Source organism: Klebsiella sp. 141198, assembly GCF_050600785.1.
GTDB lineage: Bacteria > Pseudomonadota > Gammaproteobacteria > Enterobacterales > Enterobacteriaceae > Klebsiella > Klebsiella aerogenes.
Genome location: NZ_JAQIRM010000005.1, coordinates 1 through 17,669 on the forward strand (window position 1 = coordinate 1; position 17,669 = coordinate 17,669).

The following is a 17,669-nucleotide window of genomic DNA, read 5'->3' on the forward strand; positions in this document are numbered from 1 at the left end:
GGGGTCTCCCCATGTGAGAGTAGGGAACTGCCAGGCATCAAATAAAACGAAAGGCTCAGTCGGAAGACTGGGCCTTTTGTTTTTGTGTTTTGCGGCCAGACGCGCCGCCATCTCCCCGGTGGCGCTGCGCTTACCGGGGCTACAGACCCCGTAGCCCGGAAAAGGTGCGCAGCACCGCCTCCGGGAAAATACCCGACCCGGCCGCCTGGTTCGTTAACATCAGTAATACCTATCGCACTAATAGCTCTCAGTATAATTGTCCTTATTAATTATATGGATTATCTTTCCTGCGTGATGACATCAACGCATCACTTCTCCTGAGGGAGAAAAATAGAAAGCAAATCGCTTATTTCTCATCCTGTTAACTGGTTATAAATTCAATGAAAAAACCGCTAATTGGGATTCTGACATTAGCTTATGGATTGAGCTTGCCTGCATTCGCTGCTGATACCGCTACATTAACGATCTCCGGGCGTGTGGCGACACCTACCTGCAGCACCAATATCATTAACGAAAAGGCTCAACAGCGTTGTGGGCAAAATACTTACCTCATTAACACGCAAAATATGGCAGTCCCTTCTCATGGGGTGGTTACCCAAACGGTGAATTTACCGAATGATGCGAACAGGAAAATAATTATCAGCAGCTACGATTAATCACCCACTTATATTTCCGCGCCATTATATTGCCCAGCGGCGAAATAATGGCGCGCTGCTATCAGCTATAAAAATCAGCCACTTGTAGACTTGAAAATTTATTCCCACCGCTTAATACTTCTCTCCCCACTTATTTCCACGATCGACAGGTGTTATCCACTCTTTTGGCGTTAATGAGAGACATCATTAACACTTTGTTAACTTGATCTGGTTTAAGTGACGGTAAATTTGATATACAAATAGGGTAGATTGCCTGTATGGATGCTGCCCGAAGTGCCTTGCGATGAATGTTGCAGGTCATCGGCTGGCAATATGAGAATATAAATGAAAATCCTGCTTAACTGGCCGCCGTTGCGCCAGATCGTTACTTACATTCAGGAGCGCTTTACCTTTCTGGTTCTGCTCTGCTGGCCGGCGATTATCTGGCTGTTTTGCCGGGTTGGCGTGTGGCTTACCGATAGCGCCTATCAACTGCTGGGGAAATCGCCTGCCCACTCTTTCACCGTTTATCTTCAGCCATTTATGACGCCCGGCACGTTGCTGCGCATTTCTATCAGCTGGATTGTGCTGTTATTCATTCTTTTCAGTATGGCGATGGCCTTCACCTGGGGTCTGCGCCGCTTTATGAATCGTCAAAAATAAGCCATCGGCGCAGCTCCAGGTTTTATGCCATCTCACCAATTGTCTTGCGAAAACGCAGCAGCGCAATGGTAAAGAAAGCGCTGCCGATAGCGAACAAGATTAAAAACTGCGGCCAGACGATGGCAAAGTTGGCGCCACGGTAAAGTATCGCCTGCGCGAGGCTGACGAAATGGGTGGTCGGCATGGTCAACATAATGTCCTGAACCAGCTGCGGCATACTCTCCCGTGGCGTGGATCCACCGGAGAGCATCTGCAGCGGCAGCAGCACCAGGATCATCAGTAGCCCCAGTTGCGGCATAGAACGGGCGAGCGTGCCCATAAAAATGCCAATGGAGGTGGTGGCGAACAGGCTGAGCGCAACTCCCAGCATAAACAGCGGAATCGACCCCTCAATCGGTACCTGCAAAATTCCCTGCACCATCAGCAGTAGCGACAGCCCGGAGACAACCAGTACCACTAGCCCCATCGACCAGATTTTTGCCATCATTATCTCAAACGGCGTTACCGGCATCACCAGCAGGTGCTCAATGGTGCCGTGCTCTCGCTCGCGGATAAGCGCCGAGCCGGTGAGGACAATTGCCAGCATGGTGATGTTGTTAATAATCGCCATCACCGCGCCGAAGCGCTCTTGCTCAAGGTTAGGGTTAAAGCGCATCCTCACCGCCAGCTCTACAGGCAGCGCACTATTGTCGCGATAGCGGGCGACAAAGCTGTTCACTTCACCGCTGATAATATTCTGGATATAGCCGTTGCCGGTAAAGGCCTGGCTCATTCGCGTGGCGTCGACGTTGACCTGCACTTCCGGCTGGCGACCGGCCAGCACATCGCGCTGGAAGTTTGGCGGAATATTGATGGCGAATGTGTATCGTCCCGCATCCAGCCCGGCATCCATTTCATCGGCGCTGATCAACTCCGGCGTTAAAAACCACGGCCGATAAAAGCCGTTAATGATCCGCGATGAGAGCTGTGATTTATCCATATCGGCAATGGCGATAGGCGCCAGGTGCAGTGAGCCGGGCATTACCGTGGCCGAGGAGTAAACCGACACGGTAAAAGCAAACACGATCAGCGCCAGCATCGCTTTATCGCCGAGCAGGCTGCGCAGCTCTTTGATGCCGAGGTTATAGATATTGCGTAATCCGCGCATCATCCCTCCTGTTTCTTCAACAGCAACACGCTCAGCCCGAGCACCAGCGGCACCGCAATCAATAGCGGAATGAACGAAACCCACAAATCGCTAATATTCAGCGCCTTGGAGAAGGTGCCGCGGGCGATGGTCAGGAAATGGCTGGTCGGGTAGATTTGCCCGATCCAGCGACCTGGCCCTTCCAGAGATGCCACCGGATCGATCATCCCGGAGAATTGGGTGGCCGGAATCAGCGTAATAATCGCGGTACCGAAAATAGCGGCGATTTGGCTCTTCATAAATGTCGAAATCAGCAAACCCAGCCCGGTGGCGATGGTGACATACAGCAGCGCCGCCAGGGAGAGGGTCAGGAAACTCCCCTTATGCGCGACGCCAAATACGAAGACCGATAAAGCGCACAGTAGAAAGAAGTTAAACATCCCCAACACGATGTAAGGCAACTGTTTGCCGAGCAAGAATTCGCTGCGGGTGGTCGGCGTCACGTACAGGTTGATGATCGAACCGAGCTCTTTTTCACGCACTACGCTCAGCGCGCTGAGCATCGCCGGGATCATCATCAGCAGCAGCGGGATCACCGCCGGGACGATGGCCGGCAGGCTTTTCACGTCCGGGTTATAGCGATAGCGGGTCTCGATGGAAATGAGCGAGGTCTCACGATTCGGGCTACTTTGCCGCCCGGCCATCTCCTGCAGCCAGGCCAGATGCATCGCCTGCACGTATCCGCGCACCGTTTCCGCGCGATTCGGCATTGCGCCGTCCACCCACACGCCAATCTGCACCGGCGTACCGCGAGCGATATCGCGGCCAAAGTTTGGCGGGATTTCTATTGCCACCGCCAGCTCGCCGTTACGCATTCGACGATCCAATTCGTCATAACTCTGCAGTGGCGCCTGCTCGATAAAGTAGCGTGAGCCCGCGATATTCTGCGACCAGTTCTGGCTGCTGATCGTTTGATCGCGGTCGAGGACGGCAAAGCGCAGATCCTCAACGTCCATGCTGATCCCATACCCCATGATAAACATCAGGATCACCGTTCCCAGCAGCGCCAGCGTCGATCGCACCGGATCGCGGCGCAATTCCAGCGCTTCGCGGCGGCTATAGCTAAACAGGCGACGCAGGCTGAATGACTGGCGTGGGGACGCATTCTTCTGCTGTGATGCGACAGCAGGCGGCGCGGGCGTTGTAGAGACAGAAACGGTCGGTTGCGCGGCATCCGCCGCTTCCTGCAGCCAGGCGATAAACGCCTCTTCGAGGCTGGCGGAGCCACGTTGCTCAACCAGCGCCTGCGGCGTATCGCTGGCCAGTACCTTGCCGGCGTGCATCAGCGAGATGCGATCGCAGCGTTCCGCCTCATTCATAAAGTGGGTAGAAATGAAGATGGTGACGCGATCCTGCCGCGCCAGGTCGACCATCAGCTGCCAGAACATGTCGCGTGCCACCGGGTCAACGCCGGAGGTGGGTTCATCGAGGATCAGCATCTCCGGGCGATGGATTACCGCTACCGCTAATGACAGACGCTGGCGGATCCCCAGCGGTAAGTCAGCGGGAAGCGCGTCTTCAGCCTCGGTCAGCATAAAGCGTTTGCTCATTTCTGCGACCCGGCCAGCTATTTCTTGGTCCGGAATGTGAAACAAGCGGGCGTGCAGCTCCAGGTTTTGCCGTACGCTCAGTTCGCTATAGAGCGAGAAGGCCTGCGACATATAACCCACTCGCTGTCGGGTGGCGATATCTTTCGGATCGACCGGTTGGCCAAACAGCCAGGCCTCGCCTTCGCTGGCGGGCAACAGGCCGGTTAGCATCTTCATGGTGGTGGATTTGCCGCAGCCGTTAGAGCCGAGGAAGCCAAAAATTTCGCCACGGGCGATACGAAAGTTAACGTGGTCGACGGCGACAAAGTTGCCGAAGCGCATGGTCAGGCCGCGCGCTTCAATAGCGATCTCTTCCTCACTGCTGTCGCGCGGCGGGATGACCACGTCTTTATGCGCCAGGCGCTGCGCTTCCGGCAGCAGGGCGATAAATGCCTGTTCCAGTGTCTGGCTACCGGTCTGTTTTTTGAGCGCCGCCGCGCTACCGGTCGCCAGAATCTCGCCGGCGTTCATCGCCACCAGCCAGTCGAAGCGCTCAGCCTCTTCCATGTAGGCGGTGGCGACCAGCACGCTCATTTCCGGCTGACGCTGGCGAATGCTGTCGATTAGATCCCAGAACTGCGCGCGGGAGAGCGGGTCGACGCCGGTAGTCGGTTCATCAAGGATGAGTAGCTGCGGGTCGTGGATCAGCGCACAGCACAGCCCAAGTTTTTGTTTCATTCCACCGGAGAGTTTACCGGCGGGGCGATCGCGAAACGGCGCCAGCCCGGTGCTCTGCAGCAGTTCGTTGATACGAAGTTCACGCTCGGCTTTATCGTGACCAAACAGGCGAGCGAAGAAGTCGACGTTTTCATAGACCGATAGCGTATGGTAGAGGTTTTTCCCCAGGCCCTGCGGCATCCAGGCGATTTTCGGGCATACCTGCTGGCGGTGACGAACGTCGCGCATATCGCCGCCGAGCACCATCACGTTACCCTGCGCGATGGCCCGCGCCCCGGCGATAAGCGAGAGCAGGCTTGATTTACCGACCCCGTCCGGGCCAATCAGGCCAACCATACGCCGCGCCGGAATCGCCAGGTTGATATCGCGCAACGCGATGGTAGCGCCAAACTGCTGGCCAACGTTTTCCAGCAGGGCGACGGGGGGCGAAGTATCCTGCGGCGTCAGTTTCATTGCGGCAACCTCACCGTCAGCGCTTCAGGCCAGCTTTTCTGCTTATCCAGTCGTACCCAGGCCATCCCAGGCAGGCCGGTTTTGACATATTCCAGATGCTGCTCCAGCAGCTCTGGCGGAATGCGCGCCTTGACGCGGAACATCAGCTTGAGCCGCTCGTCGCTGGTTTCTACCGTTTTCGGCGTGAATTGCGCGACGCTGGCGACAAAGCTGATATTTGCTGGGATCACTAGATCTGGCGCGGCATCCAGGATCAAGCGCGCTTCACTGCCGAGCGCCAGGAGACCCGCCTGTTCCGTTGGCAGGAAGAAGGTCATATAGACGTCAGCCAGGTCGACCATGTTCAATATCCGCCCCCCGGCGGCCAGCACTTCGCCCGGTTCGGCAACGCGATACTGGATGCGGCCGTCGCGCGGCGCTTTCAGCTGGCTATCGTCGATATCGGCGAGGATCCGCCGCTCGGTGGCTTCGGCGGCTTCAACGCGGGTTTTGGCCTGAATGATGCTGGTACGGGCGGCTTCAATGGCGGCGCGGGCGGCAGAGACCTGCGCTTTCGCCGATTCCAGCGCCGCGCGGGCGCTTTCAGCGGCCGCGCGATCGTCATCCAGCTGCTGAGCGGAGACGGCGCCACGCTGTGAAAGGGTGCTGGAACGGACGTGGCGTTTAGCGGTGGAGTCTAGCTCCGCCTGGCGTTGCTTCACCACCGCTTCGGTGGCGCGCATTTCGCTCTGCCGCTGGTCGAGTAACGCGTTGGCGGCGGCAACCGCGCTTTGCGCTTCTTTGATTTGCGCGGCGGCTTCGAGGCGCTGCTCGTTAAGTACCCGCGTATCCATCCGCGCCAGCACATCGCCTTTATGAACGAACTGCCCCTCTTTGACCAGAATCGTCTCGATACGCCCGGCAATTTTGGTGGCGATATCGACTTCCGTCGCCTCGATGCGGCCATTACTGGCGGCGAAGCCCGGCGGTAGCCCGGCCGGGCGCAACATCCACCATGCTGCGGCGATGATTACCGCTGCAACTACGATATACCCGGTCCAACGTCGTTTGTTCTTGTCCATACGCGACTCGCTCTGTTCCATATTGCTGAGTGGTGCGCGTTTCGCTATTTCGCCCGGCGGGACGATAAAAAAAGAGGAGATAAGGCCGTCCGGCGCAAAATCCTGTTACGTTGCCAACCGGTGGGGAAGATGTGCTTTTAGAGTGGTCATCATCAGCAATCCTGGCCTTAAATGAAACACGCATATTTATAATCTGGATACTAACATCGGTTGCGCCAAAGTCCATATATAAACTATGGAATTGCGAGCCCCTCACTGTAATGGCTGAGAACTACGCTATCCCTATGATTTTCTTCGTCTGGTTGACCTGCGGCAACTCATGTATGATCGGCAACCCCGAAATAGACTAACGCCCGGCGAGCGCTTTATTCATGAACGATGAAAGCAAAAAATATATCTCTGTTATTTTTAAGGAGTGGCTACCTCTGTATGACAGCCTGACGCCAGCCGTTAAGGAGGTACTTAAAAATATCGCAGAGGAGCAATCGGAAGCGTTAGCGGCCCGGTTTTATGATTTTATTTTTCAGGATCCGGATATTGCCCGCCACCTGACTTATGATTTAGTTCAGGAGCGTCTGAGCCGCTCGCTGGCGCTATGGGTGAAGGAGATCCTGACCAGCGATAAAGCGCAGTTGCCGGCGTTGGCGGAACGGCAATATCAGATTGGCAGCATCCACGCGCGGATCGGCATCCCGGCGGAGGCGGTTCTGCGCGGCGCCCGGCAGATTAAGGCCGGGCTTATCGAGTATATCCGCAGCCACGTTAGCGACCGCCAGATTGCCGTCGATGCCATTTATTACGCTATTATGGCGATTAATATGGCCGTTGAGATGATGTGCCACGCCTATACCTTATCGCACTATCGGGCGACCAAAAACGAAGAGGCTTATCGCCTGTATAGTTTGATGGACAATGTCCCGATGGAATATGGCAAACAGCAGGCGGCGCTTTCCGGTTGGGAAAATACGGCGATTTTTAATATTGTTAGCGAAAATAAAGCACATACTAACGCTACGTTATTATCTGAGTCGGAATTTGGCCTATGGTTCCGCCATAAGTGCGTGCGCTATTTTAACAAAAATAGCCAGATGGACGAAATCGCCGCATTAATTTCGCAGGTCGACGACTTATTAATAGGATGGCGGGCATCAGCCCCTGCCATGGATTATAAAAATACACAAAACCTGATTCAGGGAATCCATATTCATTGCCAGCAAATAGGCAGCCAACTGGGCGTAATTTTTAGCAGCCTGTCGCAGATGCAAAATGGCAAAGATGCGTTAACCAGCCTGCTTAACCGCCGCTATTTGCCGGTGGTGCTGAAGCATGAAGTGACGCTGGCGATGGAGCATGAGTTGCCGATGACGGTGGCGATCGTCGACATCGATCATTTCAAAGGCATTAACGATAACTGGGGTCATATGGTCGGCGACCGGGCGATTAAACATGTCGCGGAACTGCTCAGTGATAATATCCGTTCCAGCGACTATATCTTCCGCTACGGCGGGGAAGAGTTTCTGCTGGTGCTGGTGGAGACCGGCTTGTCAGAAGCGTTTACCATCCTCGACCGCCTGCGGAAGAAAATTAGCCAATTGGCGTTTAACGTTGGCGGCGATACGCAGATCCCGATCACCGCCAGCATTGGCTATGCCGTGCACTCCGGCCATCCCGATTACAACCTGCTGTTGCGCGATGCCGATAATGCGCTGTACGCCGCCAAACGCGAGGGGCGCAACTGCGTGAAGATGCATAAAGGCAGGGTGTAAAACGAGCCCCGGTAAACGTAGCGCGACCGGGGCAGGGCTCTGAAGCTCAGAACAGTACCGGCAGCCCCAGCCCGCGCTTCACTTCATGCAGCGTCTGCTGCGTGAGCTGGTGGGCGCGTTCGCTGCCCTGGCGCAACAATTCCAGTAGCATTCCTTTATCCTGACTGTAAGTGGCCCGGCGTTCACGGATCGGCGCCAGTAGCTCCTGCAAACAGGTTTCCAGTTCATTCTTACACTGGCGATCGCCCAGCCCGCCGCGCTGATAGTGGGCTTTCATCTCAGCAACCCGCGCCTTATCGCTATGGAAAGCGTCGAGATAGGTGAACACCACGTTGCCGTCGACATGCCCCGGATCGCAGACTCTCAGGTGTGTCGGGTCGGTATACATCGCGCTGACCGCGCGGTGAATCTCCTCTTCACTGGCTGATAACGTCAGCGTATTGCCCAGCGATTTCGACATTTTGGCATTACCGTCGACGCCCGGCAGGCGGCTCACTTCGCTGAGTAGCGCTTTGCAGTGGTGGAGCACCGGTTCGCCGGTGAGGCTATTCATTTTGTGGACGATTTCGTTGGTCTGCTCAATCATCGGTAGCTGATCGTCGCCCACCGGCACCAGCTCGGCCTTGAAGGCGGTGATATCGGCGGCTTGGCTAATCGGATAGGCGAGAAAGCCAACCGGCAGCGAGCGGGCGAATCCCTTCTGGGCAATCTCATTTTTTACCGTCGGATTACGTTCCACGCGAGCGACGGTGACGATATTCATATACAGCGCGCTGAGCTCAGCCAGCGCGGGCAGAGCGGACTGCAGGCAAATAGTGGTGAGCCTGGGGTCGATGCCGACGGCCAGATAATCGGCCATGACTTCGAGGATATGGTGGCTGATTTTTTGCGGGTTGCTGCCGTTATCGGTGAGCCCTTGCAGGTCGGCGATCAGGATAAACTGCTGGTGGTCGTGTTGCAGCGCGACGCGCTGGCGCAGCGAGCCGACGTAGTGGCCAAGATGTAGTTGGCCGGTCGGGCGGTCGCCGGTGAGAATGGTTTGTGGATGGTTCATCAGGGACTCCTTATCAGACTGTTCAGCCGAAAGACGTCCTGAAAATAACAAAGCCGCCTTCCGGCGGCTTTGAAAATGGAAACGTGTATCGTGCCGCCTGTTATGCAGGCAGCCACCAACGACGGGGGTAGGTAACGATAACGTTTCTGTTCATCTTTTTATCCTGCCACGAAATCACGGCGGGGTAAACCCGCCTTGTATTACATGGTCGAGAAGACGTTCATGATCACGCCGCCGGAGATAATCAGCGCCATGGCGATAATGGCCGCCAGGTCCGGCTTCTGTTTATAGAGGATCATGGAGCAGATGGTGACGCCGACGATACCGAAGCCGCACCACAGCGAGTAGGCTACGCCCACCGGAATGGTGCTCATCGCGCGGGTGAGGGCGAAGTAGCACAGGCCGTAGGCGCAGACCACCAGCACTGAAGGCGCCAGCTTGCTGAAGCCGTTGGTTTTTTTGATCATCGAGGTGCCAGTGATTTCGGAGCCGATAGACAGCGCCAGCCATAAAAATCCGAGATTAAACATAGGGTATTCCTTTCCTGTTAGTTGGCGATTTTCTTATCCATAGACGCGATTGGCGCGGCGGGCGCGGCTTCTTCGCTCTCTTCAGAACCCATTTTCGAGAACAGGTTCATGATAACGATGCCGCTGGCGATGACCGCCATGCCGATGATGGCGGCGGTATCCGGGTGCTGGCCGTAGAAGGCCATTCCCAGCGTCGAGACCACCAGGATGCCGGTACCGGACCAGGTGGCGTACGCCAGGCCTACCGGGATATCTTTCACCGCCCTTGAGAGCGAGTAATAGCAGGTGCAGTAGAGGACAATCAGCAGGCCGAGCAGCAGCATTTTTGTGCTGCCTTCGCTGCTACCGAACATTTTTAACGTCGAGGTTGCTGAGGTTTCGGAGAGGATAACCAGCAGCATCCATAACCAGCATTTTGTTTTCGAAGACATCGTTAAGCTCCAGGTTCATAGTTGGGTAAGGTCATATCTTTCTGTTTTTTAAATAATCAATGGCCGCATCGGTCAGCTGCGCGTGCGGGGCCGCCGCCAGCGCCGGATTATTCACCACGTCTGTGACGGTGAGATAACGGCGCGGTTCGCCGCTGGCGGCGGCAGGCGCGGTGGGCGCGTCCAGCGTCGCCAGCAGCTCATTCATGGTGCCGAGGAAGACGCCGCAGGCTTCCAGACGAGCCAGCGTGGCCTGCAGATGCCCGGCATAGGCGCTGTCGGCCTGAGCGCCGCACAGTTGGTTGAGTTCGCTGAGCGGATCGCAGTGATAGCGCAGCGCCAGCACGGGAATACCCTTCAGCAGCGCCTCATGCGCGCAGCGGGCGAGCGGGCTGCTGAGCGTGCCGTTCAGCAGGTCTGCAGCCAGCGGATAATCGAGAAACGGCAGCAGTACCGCCCGCCACGGCGCTGACGGAAGGGCATCCTGCCAGGCCGAAGAGGGAATTATCTCGCCGACCTCCCGCCACGCGGCGGCGTCAGCGAGGCCATCCTCCAGCGCGAGGCGTAGCGGATAGCCGCTTCCCGCCAGGCGTTGGCGGATAGCCGCGCGATAGCCATCAGCGGCGGTCACCATCACCAGTACCGGCGGGCGCAGGCGCTGCAAAACACGCGCAACTAAACCTTCAATCTGTTCGTCGGTCATGGCGAGCCTCCGTTAGCCGATGAGCGTCACCTGCGCGCCGTTTTTCAACCCGGCGGCATTGGCTTCTTCGGTGTCAATGTGAAACTCCAGCGCGAAGTCATCGCGCACCCGCACCACCACTTCATCGAAAGTCAGCTGGCGCTCGCCGTTGCTGCGCACGCTGACCTTCTGGCCATTGCTAACGTTGAGTCGGCGTGCGTCCTGCGGCGACATATGAATATGCCGCCAGGCGCAGATCACCTGTGAATGGAGTTCAACGTGGCCAGCGGGCCCAATCAGCAGCGCGCTACCGGCATTCTCCAGCTGGCCGGACTCACGAACTGGCGCCTTAATCCCCAGCGTGAAGCAGTCGGCGCGCGACACTTCCAGTTGCGAAACCGGGCGGGTCGGCCCGAGGACACGGACGTTGGTCAGCGAGCCCTTCGGCCCGACAACGGTCACGCACTCCTGGGCGGCGAACTGCCCCGGCTGGCGCAGCGGTTTAAACGGCGTCAGGCTGTAACCTTTACCGAACAACGCCTCGACGTCCTGTTGCGCGAGATGGACGTGGCGGTTGGAGATCCCCACTGGGATCGCCGGCGCCGTTGCGCTCAGGCGGGCGGCGATTTTTTCGCGAACCAGGGTGTCGATCATGACTTCTTCCCTTTCTTCAGCGCCGGATGTTTATCTTCCGTTTCGTTCGGGGCGGCAGGGGGGGCGATAGGTTCCGGGGCGGGGATAACCACCGGTTCGGCCGTTTTTTGCTCGCGCGGCGGGTTGCCTTTGAGGTTGCTTAACGCTTCAACCACGCAGCGCTCCGGGCGGGCGATCACCAACGACCTCACGGTGTGCTCGGCGCCAGCCACCGCCACGCCGCGTTCAATGGCGGTGTGGATGGCGCTGATCTCCCCTTCAAAGCAGACGCTTACCAGCCCGGAGCCTGGTTTGCGATAGCCAATGCAGGTCACTCCCGCAGCTTTACAGGCGGCGTCGACGGCCTGAATGGCGGCGACCCATCCTCGCGTTTCAATTACGCCTAAACTTTTCATGGTCGGCTCCTGTTAATGGCGGACTAAGCGAATATCAAAATCAAATTGCTGGAAGAAGGTTTCCAGCCGGTCCAGTTCGTCCGGTGAATAAGACGGGTCCTGGGTAATTGGGTAGGGCATATCCAGGCGTTCGTACTTTTTGCGTCCCAACTGGTGGTACGGCAGCATGTCGATGCGGCGGATATTTCCACGCTTCGCCAGCTTCTGTACGTAATCAATGGCGCCGGTAATGGCGTCGAATGAGTCGTTGTAGCCGCGAATGAGCGGCATACGCACAATGACGTTGGCGCCGGAATCCACCAGCCATTCGAGATTGCGGCGGATCCCTTCGTTACCGATGCCGAGCATCGCCTTGTGGTGTTCGCTGTTAATCTGCTTTATGTCGAATAAGAAGGTGTCGGTGACAGGCGCCAGCTTCTGGTAGTTGGCAAGCGGGGTGGTACCCTGGGTTTCGACGGCGGTGTTAATCATCATTTTTTTGCATTCGCTGAATAAGGCGACGGCAAAATCGGTCTGCAGGCTCATCTCGCCGCCGCCGATGGTGACACCGCCGCCGGAGGAGATATAAAAGTCGTAGTCCTGCATGATGATCTCCATCAGCTCGCTAACGGTGACGTCCTTGCCCATAATGTCCAGCGCGTTCTGGGGGCAAATCTCTTCGCATTTGCGACAGCCAATGCAGTCTTTATTGCGGTCGACGAAGTGCTTCATTTCGCCGTTTTCTTCCGCCCGATAATGAATACCCGCCGGACAGACGCTGACGCAGTCGCCGCAGTTAATGCATTTGTCGTGCGAGAACATCACCTGGAACTGACTGCTCAGCCCTTCCGGGTTGGCGCACCACGGGCAGCGAATGTTGCAGCCCTTAAAAAACACCAGCGTGCGAATGCCATCGCCGTCATAGATCGAATATTTCTGGATATTGAAAATTCGGCCCGTTAATTCTTGTTTTGCGATCACGCTTGCCTCCCGCTCCGTCCCGTTACGGGACGGAGAACTTCCGGTTGTTTCTCAAATACAGCTCAAATAATTCCCATTAAGAGAACTAGAACTTCTCAATCACCGTACGACTGATGATCTCGTCCTGGACCTCTTTGCACAGCTCAACGAAGTAGGCGCTGTAGCCGGCGACGCGAACGATCAGGTCGCGGTATTTCTCCGGCTCCTGCTGCGCCTTCTTCAGTACTTCGTTATCGACGTAGCTGAACTGCATCTGGCCGTTGCCGAGAATCGAGGCGGTACGCAGCAAGGTAATCAAGCCGTGGCGACCTTCCGGGGTATCCAGCAGCCCTTTGAGGAACTTGAAGTTGTGCACCATGCCGATGTTCATGGTTTCCACGTTCATCTTGCTGACCGACTTGATAATCGCCGTCGGGCCTTGTTTATCCGCGCCCTGAGTCGGGCTGATGCCGTCGGAGAGCGGCATCCACGCCAGGCGGCCGTTAGGCGTGGCGTTGGTCAGCTCGCCGATTGGCGTGTTGTTGGAGATAGACAGGGTGCCGTGGCTCAGGGTCGAGTAGAGCATTTTGTATTTACGGCACTCTTTCTCGGTCCATTCGGTAATATCCAGCGCGTACTGGTCGACGTAGTTATCGTCGTTACCGTATTTCGGCGCGTTCAGGCAGTCGCGGCGCAGCGCTTCGTAACCTTCAAAGTTGGCCAGCAGCGCATCGCGGATCTGCTCAAGGGTGTATTTCTTCTCTTCGAACACCAGCTTGCGGATCGCCGCCATCGAGTCGACGTAGGTCGCCAGACCGGAGAAAATCAGCCCCGGACCGTGGTTGACCATCGCGCCGCCGGCGGCGACATCTTTGCCGCTCTCCATGCAGCCTTCGACCAGTAGCGACATCAGCGGCTTCGGCGCCACATCGCGATGGACGCGCTGGCTAATGACGGTGCCGATGGCCGACAGGCGCACGATATGGGCGATCTGCTGTTTTACCGCCGCGTCGAATTCGTCGAAAGTGTGCAGGTCGCGCAGGTCGCCGGTGTCCAGCCCCTGATAGCTATCGAACAGCACCATCCGCCCGCGGTTGAGCACGAATTCAATCGCGATAGGCCACTGGGTGTAGCCGGTGGAGGTCCACTGATAGATGCGCCCGGATTTCTGCGGCTCAACGCAGCCCATCAGGCAGTAATCGCGGGCGTCTTCAAAATCGAAGCCTTTGCGCAGCATCATCTTGATGTGGGAGTCATCGAAGTGGCAGGCCGGGAAGCCCATTCCCGCTTTCACCACGTCGACGATTTTTTCCATGTATTTCTGCGGCGACTGGTTGTGGATACGGCAGGCCAGCGACGGCTGGTAAACCTTCACGAAGCGCACGGCGTCCATAATCAGATAAGTCAGATCGTTACAGGCATCGCCGCCGCTACGTTTCTGGCCGCCAACGGTGAGGTTGATAAACGGCTGATAACCCGCGAAATATTTCGCTCCCAGCTCACTCGACATCCACATCAGTTCAGCGCATTTGATGATGAACGCCTGCAGCAGCTCCAGCGCGGTCTCGTGGGTCAGGCGGCCTTCGCGGATATCGGCTTCGAACATCGGATAGCAGTACTGGTCGACGCGCCCCAGTGACAGCCCGGTCTGGTTCTCTTCGATTTCAAACAGTGATTCGACGGTCCAGATACTCTGCAGCGCTTCCTGCAAGGTCTTCGGCGGATTGGCCGGCACGTTTTCGTTGACGTCGGCGATGGTCAGCAACTCGGCGCGGCGCTGGGCGTTTTGCTCTTTAGCCGCCAGTTCGCGGGCGTGGGCGGCGATGCGGCGGGCGTAGTTGACCACCCCTTCACAGGTTTCAATCGCCGCTTTGTAGTAGTAGATACGGTCGATATCTTCCGGGTTTTCCATGCTCAGGCTGGCCAGATGCGCCTCGGCATCGGCTTTAATGCCGTTCATCCCTTTGGTGAACAGCAGCACGTCGTAGCCCGGACAGGTATCGCCGCCGCCGTTAATCTGGTGATAGGAGAGGTCGCTGACGAAGGTCTCGCCGCTGAAGGCCCAGACGCCGGCCTCACGGTATTGCGCTTCGCAAATCTCATCCAGCGAACGGCCTTCCCAGAACGGCACGATCTCTTCGCGAATGGTTTTTTTATCCGCTTCGCTGATTTCAAACGGATCCTGCGGGCGGGTGCTCATGGTGTCGAGCTCATCCCGTACCCAGCGCCAGGCGATATCCGGCGAGAAGGCGCCCGCGCGCGGCTTGCCGCACGGATGGCCGACGATCAGCTCATCGTCCTGAATCAGAATCGGCGCGGTTTCGCAGGCGTGGCGGAAAGCTTTGGCGCGCAGCAAAATGGTCGGCATGCCAGGGTTGGCTTTGACCACTTCGGTAAAGGCCAGCGCGCGATAGATAGAGACGCTCGGGCGTACCGTCAGGTAGTGGTTACGCAGGCGCTGCATACGCGGGGTTAAGCCTTCTATCGCCGGCGTGTCGGCGCAGGCCGCGAACGGCGCGTGGCTGACCTGTTGTGCGCCGCTAAACAGACGCACCGGCAGATTCAGCGCGCTGAGGTTGCGCTGGGCGCTGATAAACATCGCCGAGAGTTCGTTCACTTCGGCGTTGTCAAAAGAGGCGCCGTGCAGCATGGCGTCGAGCATCGGATAGCCGTCAATGGCGCAGGCGGCGCGGACTTCGCTCAGTTCCGCCAGCTTGAACCACAGGCACTCCACGATTTCATAGGCCTGCTGGTTATTCAGCGCGCCGCTGTTGATATCGCGCTGGAAGTAAGGCAGCAGCGCTTTATCCGCCCCTTGCGGGTTAACCGCATAGCTGCCGTTATCCAGCTGTAGCGCCAGCTGGAACAGATAGAACGCCTGGCAGGCTTCTTTGAAATTACGCGCCGGATGGGCCGGAACGTGGTGCAGAATGGCCGCGCTATCGAGCAGCTCGGCTTTGCGATAAGTATTGGTTTCTGCGGCTGCCAGCTGCTCGGCGCTGTTGGCCAGATTTTGCGCCAGCGCGAGCAGGGCCTCGCAGGCGTAGATGGCGGCGCGGCAGCCGTTGACTTCATCCATACCGCTGCGGCTAACTGCGCTACCGAGGGCGCGGGTTTTCTCTTCCAACTGGTGCTTAATCGCCAGCACGCCTTTTTCGACGACCAGGTTGTAGTCCGGTGAATCGAGATCGCTGTTGAGGTTGAGGAACTGGAATACGGATGGCCGATGCGCGGCGCTTTCATCATGGAAAATCGCCCCGTGCGGTTTACGGGTCTGGTTACCGACGATCAGTTCGTCGGCGCTAATGGTCAGCGGCAGCTGGCGCATCAGTTCATAGAAACGGCGAGCCGGTTTGACGGCGGCGGGAATGCCTGCGATATCGCTATCCAGCGCGCTGAGGATCGCGGCGTGCTCGGTGCACAGGCTGCTTGCCTGTGAGCGTAAACGGTCTGCCAGCACTTTGACGCGCGGCGTTAAGCTGTAGTGTGCCATGGGTAAGGTTCTCCAAATCTTGTTATCAGTGGCCCTGTACGGGATGACCGGACCAGGCCCGGCGATAAAGCTCGGTTAACGCGTTAGCGTCCGGCGCGCGTGGGTTGGTTGGGGTACAGCTGTCGCGCAGCGCCTGGCCGACCATCTCCGGCAAACGGCGTTCGAATTCAGCCGCCTCAATGCCGGTGTCGCTAATGCCGGAGGGCATGCTCATCTCTTCTTTTAAAGCCTGAATGGCGACCAGCAGGCTGGCGACGCCCTGGCGCGGCGAGGCGGCTGGCAGATCCAGCAGATGCGCCAGACGGGCATATTTCGTTGCTGCAAGGGTGTCGCACTGGCCGTTGAAATCGGCGTTCCAGGCGACGACTTGCGCCATCAACAGGGCGTTGGCGCGGCCATGTGGCACGCGGAAGACGCCGCCGAGGGCGTGGGCCAGGCTGTGGGTTATCCCAAGCGAGGCGTTGGTGAAGGCCATCCCCGCCATGCAGGAGGCGTTATGCATCTTTTCACGCGCCTGCAGGTTGTCGCCGCTGCGCCAGCAGGTCGGCAGATAGCAAAATACCTGCTGCACCACTTTCTCCGCCAACGCGTCGGAAAAGTCGCTGGCGGCGCGGGAGACGTAGGCTTCCAGAGCGTGACACAGTACGTCCATGCCGGTGTCGGCGGTAATGGCCGGCGGCACCGAAGCCACCAGCGCCGGGTCAAGAATGGCGATATCCGGCAGCAGCGACGCATCCACCAGCACCAGCTTCTCCGCGTTGGCTTTCACCACCGAAAAGGCGGTGACTTCCGAGCCGGTACCGCTGGTGGTTGGGATAGCGACAAAGCATGGACGCGGGCGGTCAGTCTGCGGACGGGTTTGCGCCAGGGAGAAAATAACCGCTTTGGCGGCATCGATTACCGAACCGCCGCCGAGCGCGATAACCAGATCTGGATAGTGGTTATCCATCAGCTTCATGCCGCGCACCACGGTGGCGATATCCGGATCCGCCACTACGTCGTCCCACATCTGCCAGGCGATCCCGCGCTGGCGCAACAGGGCGGTGACGCGCTCGGCGAGACCAAACTTCACCATCGCTTTATCGGTCACCAGCAGCACGCTGCGGGCGGAAAGTTCGTTCAGCACCGAGAGGGCGTCCTGACCGAAGCAAATCCGCGGTTTCAGTAAAAATTCACTCATTGGGCTACTCACTCCTGTTAGGCGTCCCGAAACACGTTCTCGACAATGGCGACCACCGACATCGCTTTGTAGCGGTCTTTATTGAGCGCGAAGTACTCTTCCGCCAGCACGATGTCGTGCATGCCGGCGCCGACGTTATCGACGGCAACCCAGGTCTGGTCTTTCATCGGCTGCTGTTTGTCATCTAAGCGGGTGATCAACAGCAGGTTGCTGCCGCGTAGCTCATCGCATTTTTGCGTGGCGACGACATGGCCGGTTACCTTTGCGAGAATCATCGTTTATC

Annotated in this window: 16 protein-coding genes; 3 read left to right on the forward strand and 13 right to left on the reverse strand. The window is 57.5% G+C overall.

What is annotated here, in order from left to right; translation table 11 throughout:
• The first annotated feature begins 380 nt into the window (after positions 1-380).
• The gene (locus tag PGR10_RS17750; protein ID WP_020079736.1) at positions 381-656 is read left to right on the forward strand and encodes a DUF2574 family protein; all 276 of its coding nucleotides are present in this window, start codon (positions 381-383) and stop codon (positions 654-656) included.
• 324 nt (positions 657-980) lie between these two features.
• A complete protein-coding gene (locus tag PGR10_RS17755; protein ID WP_020079735.1) occupies positions 981-1,298 on the forward strand; it encodes a hypothetical protein in 318 nt (105 codons plus the stop codon).
• A gap of 22 nt (positions 1,299-1,320) precedes the next feature.
• On the opposite strand, the gene PGR10_RS17760 is transcribed toward PGR10_RS17755, so the two are convergent.
• Genes PGR10_RS17760 through PGR10_RS17770 form a run of 3 tightly spaced genes read right to left on the reverse strand, consistent with a single transcriptional unit; the run spans position 1,321 to position 6,265 of the window.
• A complete protein-coding gene (locus PGR10_RS17760) occupies positions 1,321-2,445 on the reverse strand; it encodes an ABC transporter permease (protein ID WP_430923964.1) in 1,125 nt (374 codons plus the stop codon).
• Positions 2,445-5,204: a ribosome-associated ATPase/putative transporter RbbA gene (gene rbbA, locus PGR10_RS17765; protein ID WP_430923870.1), complete on the reverse strand. Its 2,760-nt coding sequence runs from the start codon at positions 5,202-5,204 to the stop codon at positions 2,445-2,447. Before rbbA ends, PGR10_RS17760 begins: the two co-directional genes overlap by 1 nt.
• Positions 5,201-6,265, reverse strand: a complete 1,065-nt coding sequence (locus PGR10_RS17770) for an HlyD family secretion protein (RefSeq protein ID WP_087859654.1) — start codon at positions 6,263-6,265, stop codon at positions 5,201-5,203. The genes rbbA and PGR10_RS17770 overlap by 4 nt, the downstream gene beginning before the upstream one ends.
• Positions 6,266-6,636: 371 nt before the next feature.
• Between PGR10_RS17770 and PGR10_RS17775 the strand changes: the two genes are divergently transcribed.
• Positions 6,637-8,031 (forward strand): diguanylate cyclase, encoded by a 1,395-nt coding sequence (locus tag PGR10_RS17775; RefSeq protein ID WP_430923871.1) that lies wholly within the window; start codon positions 6,637-6,639, stop codon positions 8,029-8,031.
• Between the two features lie 46 nt (positions 8,032-8,077).
• On the opposite strand, the gene trpS is transcribed toward PGR10_RS17775, so the two are convergent.
• From trpS to PGR10_RS17825, 10 genes are all read right to left on the reverse strand, one after another.
• The gene (trpS, locus tag PGR10_RS17780) at positions 8,078-9,085 is read right to left on the reverse strand and encodes a tryptophan--tRNA ligase (RefSeq protein WP_430923873.1); all 1,008 of its coding nucleotides are present in this window, start codon (positions 9,083-9,085) and stop codon (positions 8,078-8,080) included.
• A 200-nt stretch (positions 9,086-9,285) separates the two neighbouring features.
• Complete coding sequence (locus tag PGR10_RS17785; protein WP_004204123.1) at positions 9,286-9,615, reverse strand: DMT family transporter; 330 nt, start codon at positions 9,613-9,615, stop codon at positions 9,286-9,288.
• A 17-nt stretch (positions 9,616-9,632) separates the two neighbouring features.
• The gene (locus PGR10_RS17790; RefSeq protein WP_087859652.1) at positions 9,633-10,046 is read right to left on the reverse strand and encodes a DMT family transporter; all 414 of its coding nucleotides are present in this window, start codon (positions 10,044-10,046) and stop codon (positions 9,633-9,635) included.
• 31 nt (positions 10,047-10,077) lie between these two features.
• Complete coding sequence (locus PGR10_RS17795; protein ID WP_430923874.1) at positions 10,078-10,746, reverse strand: hypothetical protein; 669 nt, start codon at positions 10,744-10,746, stop codon at positions 10,078-10,080.
• A gap of 12 nt (positions 10,747-10,758) precedes the next feature.
• Entirely contained in the window at positions 10,759-11,379 is a 621-nt protein-coding gene (locus PGR10_RS17800) for a phosphate propanoyltransferase (RefSeq protein WP_015368476.1), read from the reverse strand.
• Positions 11,376-11,774, reverse strand: a complete 399-nt coding sequence (locus PGR10_RS17805; protein WP_316425116.1) for a BMC domain-containing protein — start codon at positions 11,772-11,774, stop codon at positions 11,376-11,378. Before PGR10_RS17805 ends, PGR10_RS17800 begins: the two co-directional genes overlap by 4 nt.
• A 12-nt stretch (positions 11,775-11,786) precedes the next feature.
• Positions 11,787-12,734 carry a choline TMA-lyase-activating enzyme gene (gene cutD, locus PGR10_RS17810; protein ID WP_430923875.1) on the reverse strand — a complete coding sequence of 316 codons (948 nt, stop codon included), beginning with the start codon at positions 12,732-12,734 and terminating at the stop codon, positions 11,787-11,789.
• 85 nt (positions 12,735-12,819) lie between these two features.
• The gene (gene cutC / locus PGR10_RS17815; RefSeq protein WP_430923876.1) at positions 12,820-16,206 is read right to left on the reverse strand and encodes a choline trimethylamine-lyase; all 3,387 of its coding nucleotides are present in this window, start codon (positions 16,204-16,206) and stop codon (positions 12,820-12,822) included.
• A gap of 25 nt (positions 16,207-16,231) precedes the next feature.
• Positions 16,232-17,386 carry a 1-propanol dehydrogenase PduQ gene (locus PGR10_RS17820; protein ID WP_430923877.1) on the reverse strand — a complete coding sequence of 385 codons (1,155 nt, stop codon included), beginning with the start codon at positions 17,384-17,386 and terminating at the stop codon, positions 16,232-16,234.
• 17 nt (positions 17,387-17,403) lie between these two features.
• Complete coding sequence (locus PGR10_RS17825) at positions 17,404-17,661, reverse strand: EutN/CcmL family microcompartment protein (RefSeq protein WP_015368471.1); 258 nt, start codon at positions 17,659-17,661, stop codon at positions 17,404-17,406.
• Positions 17,662-17,669 lie beyond the last annotated feature (8 nt).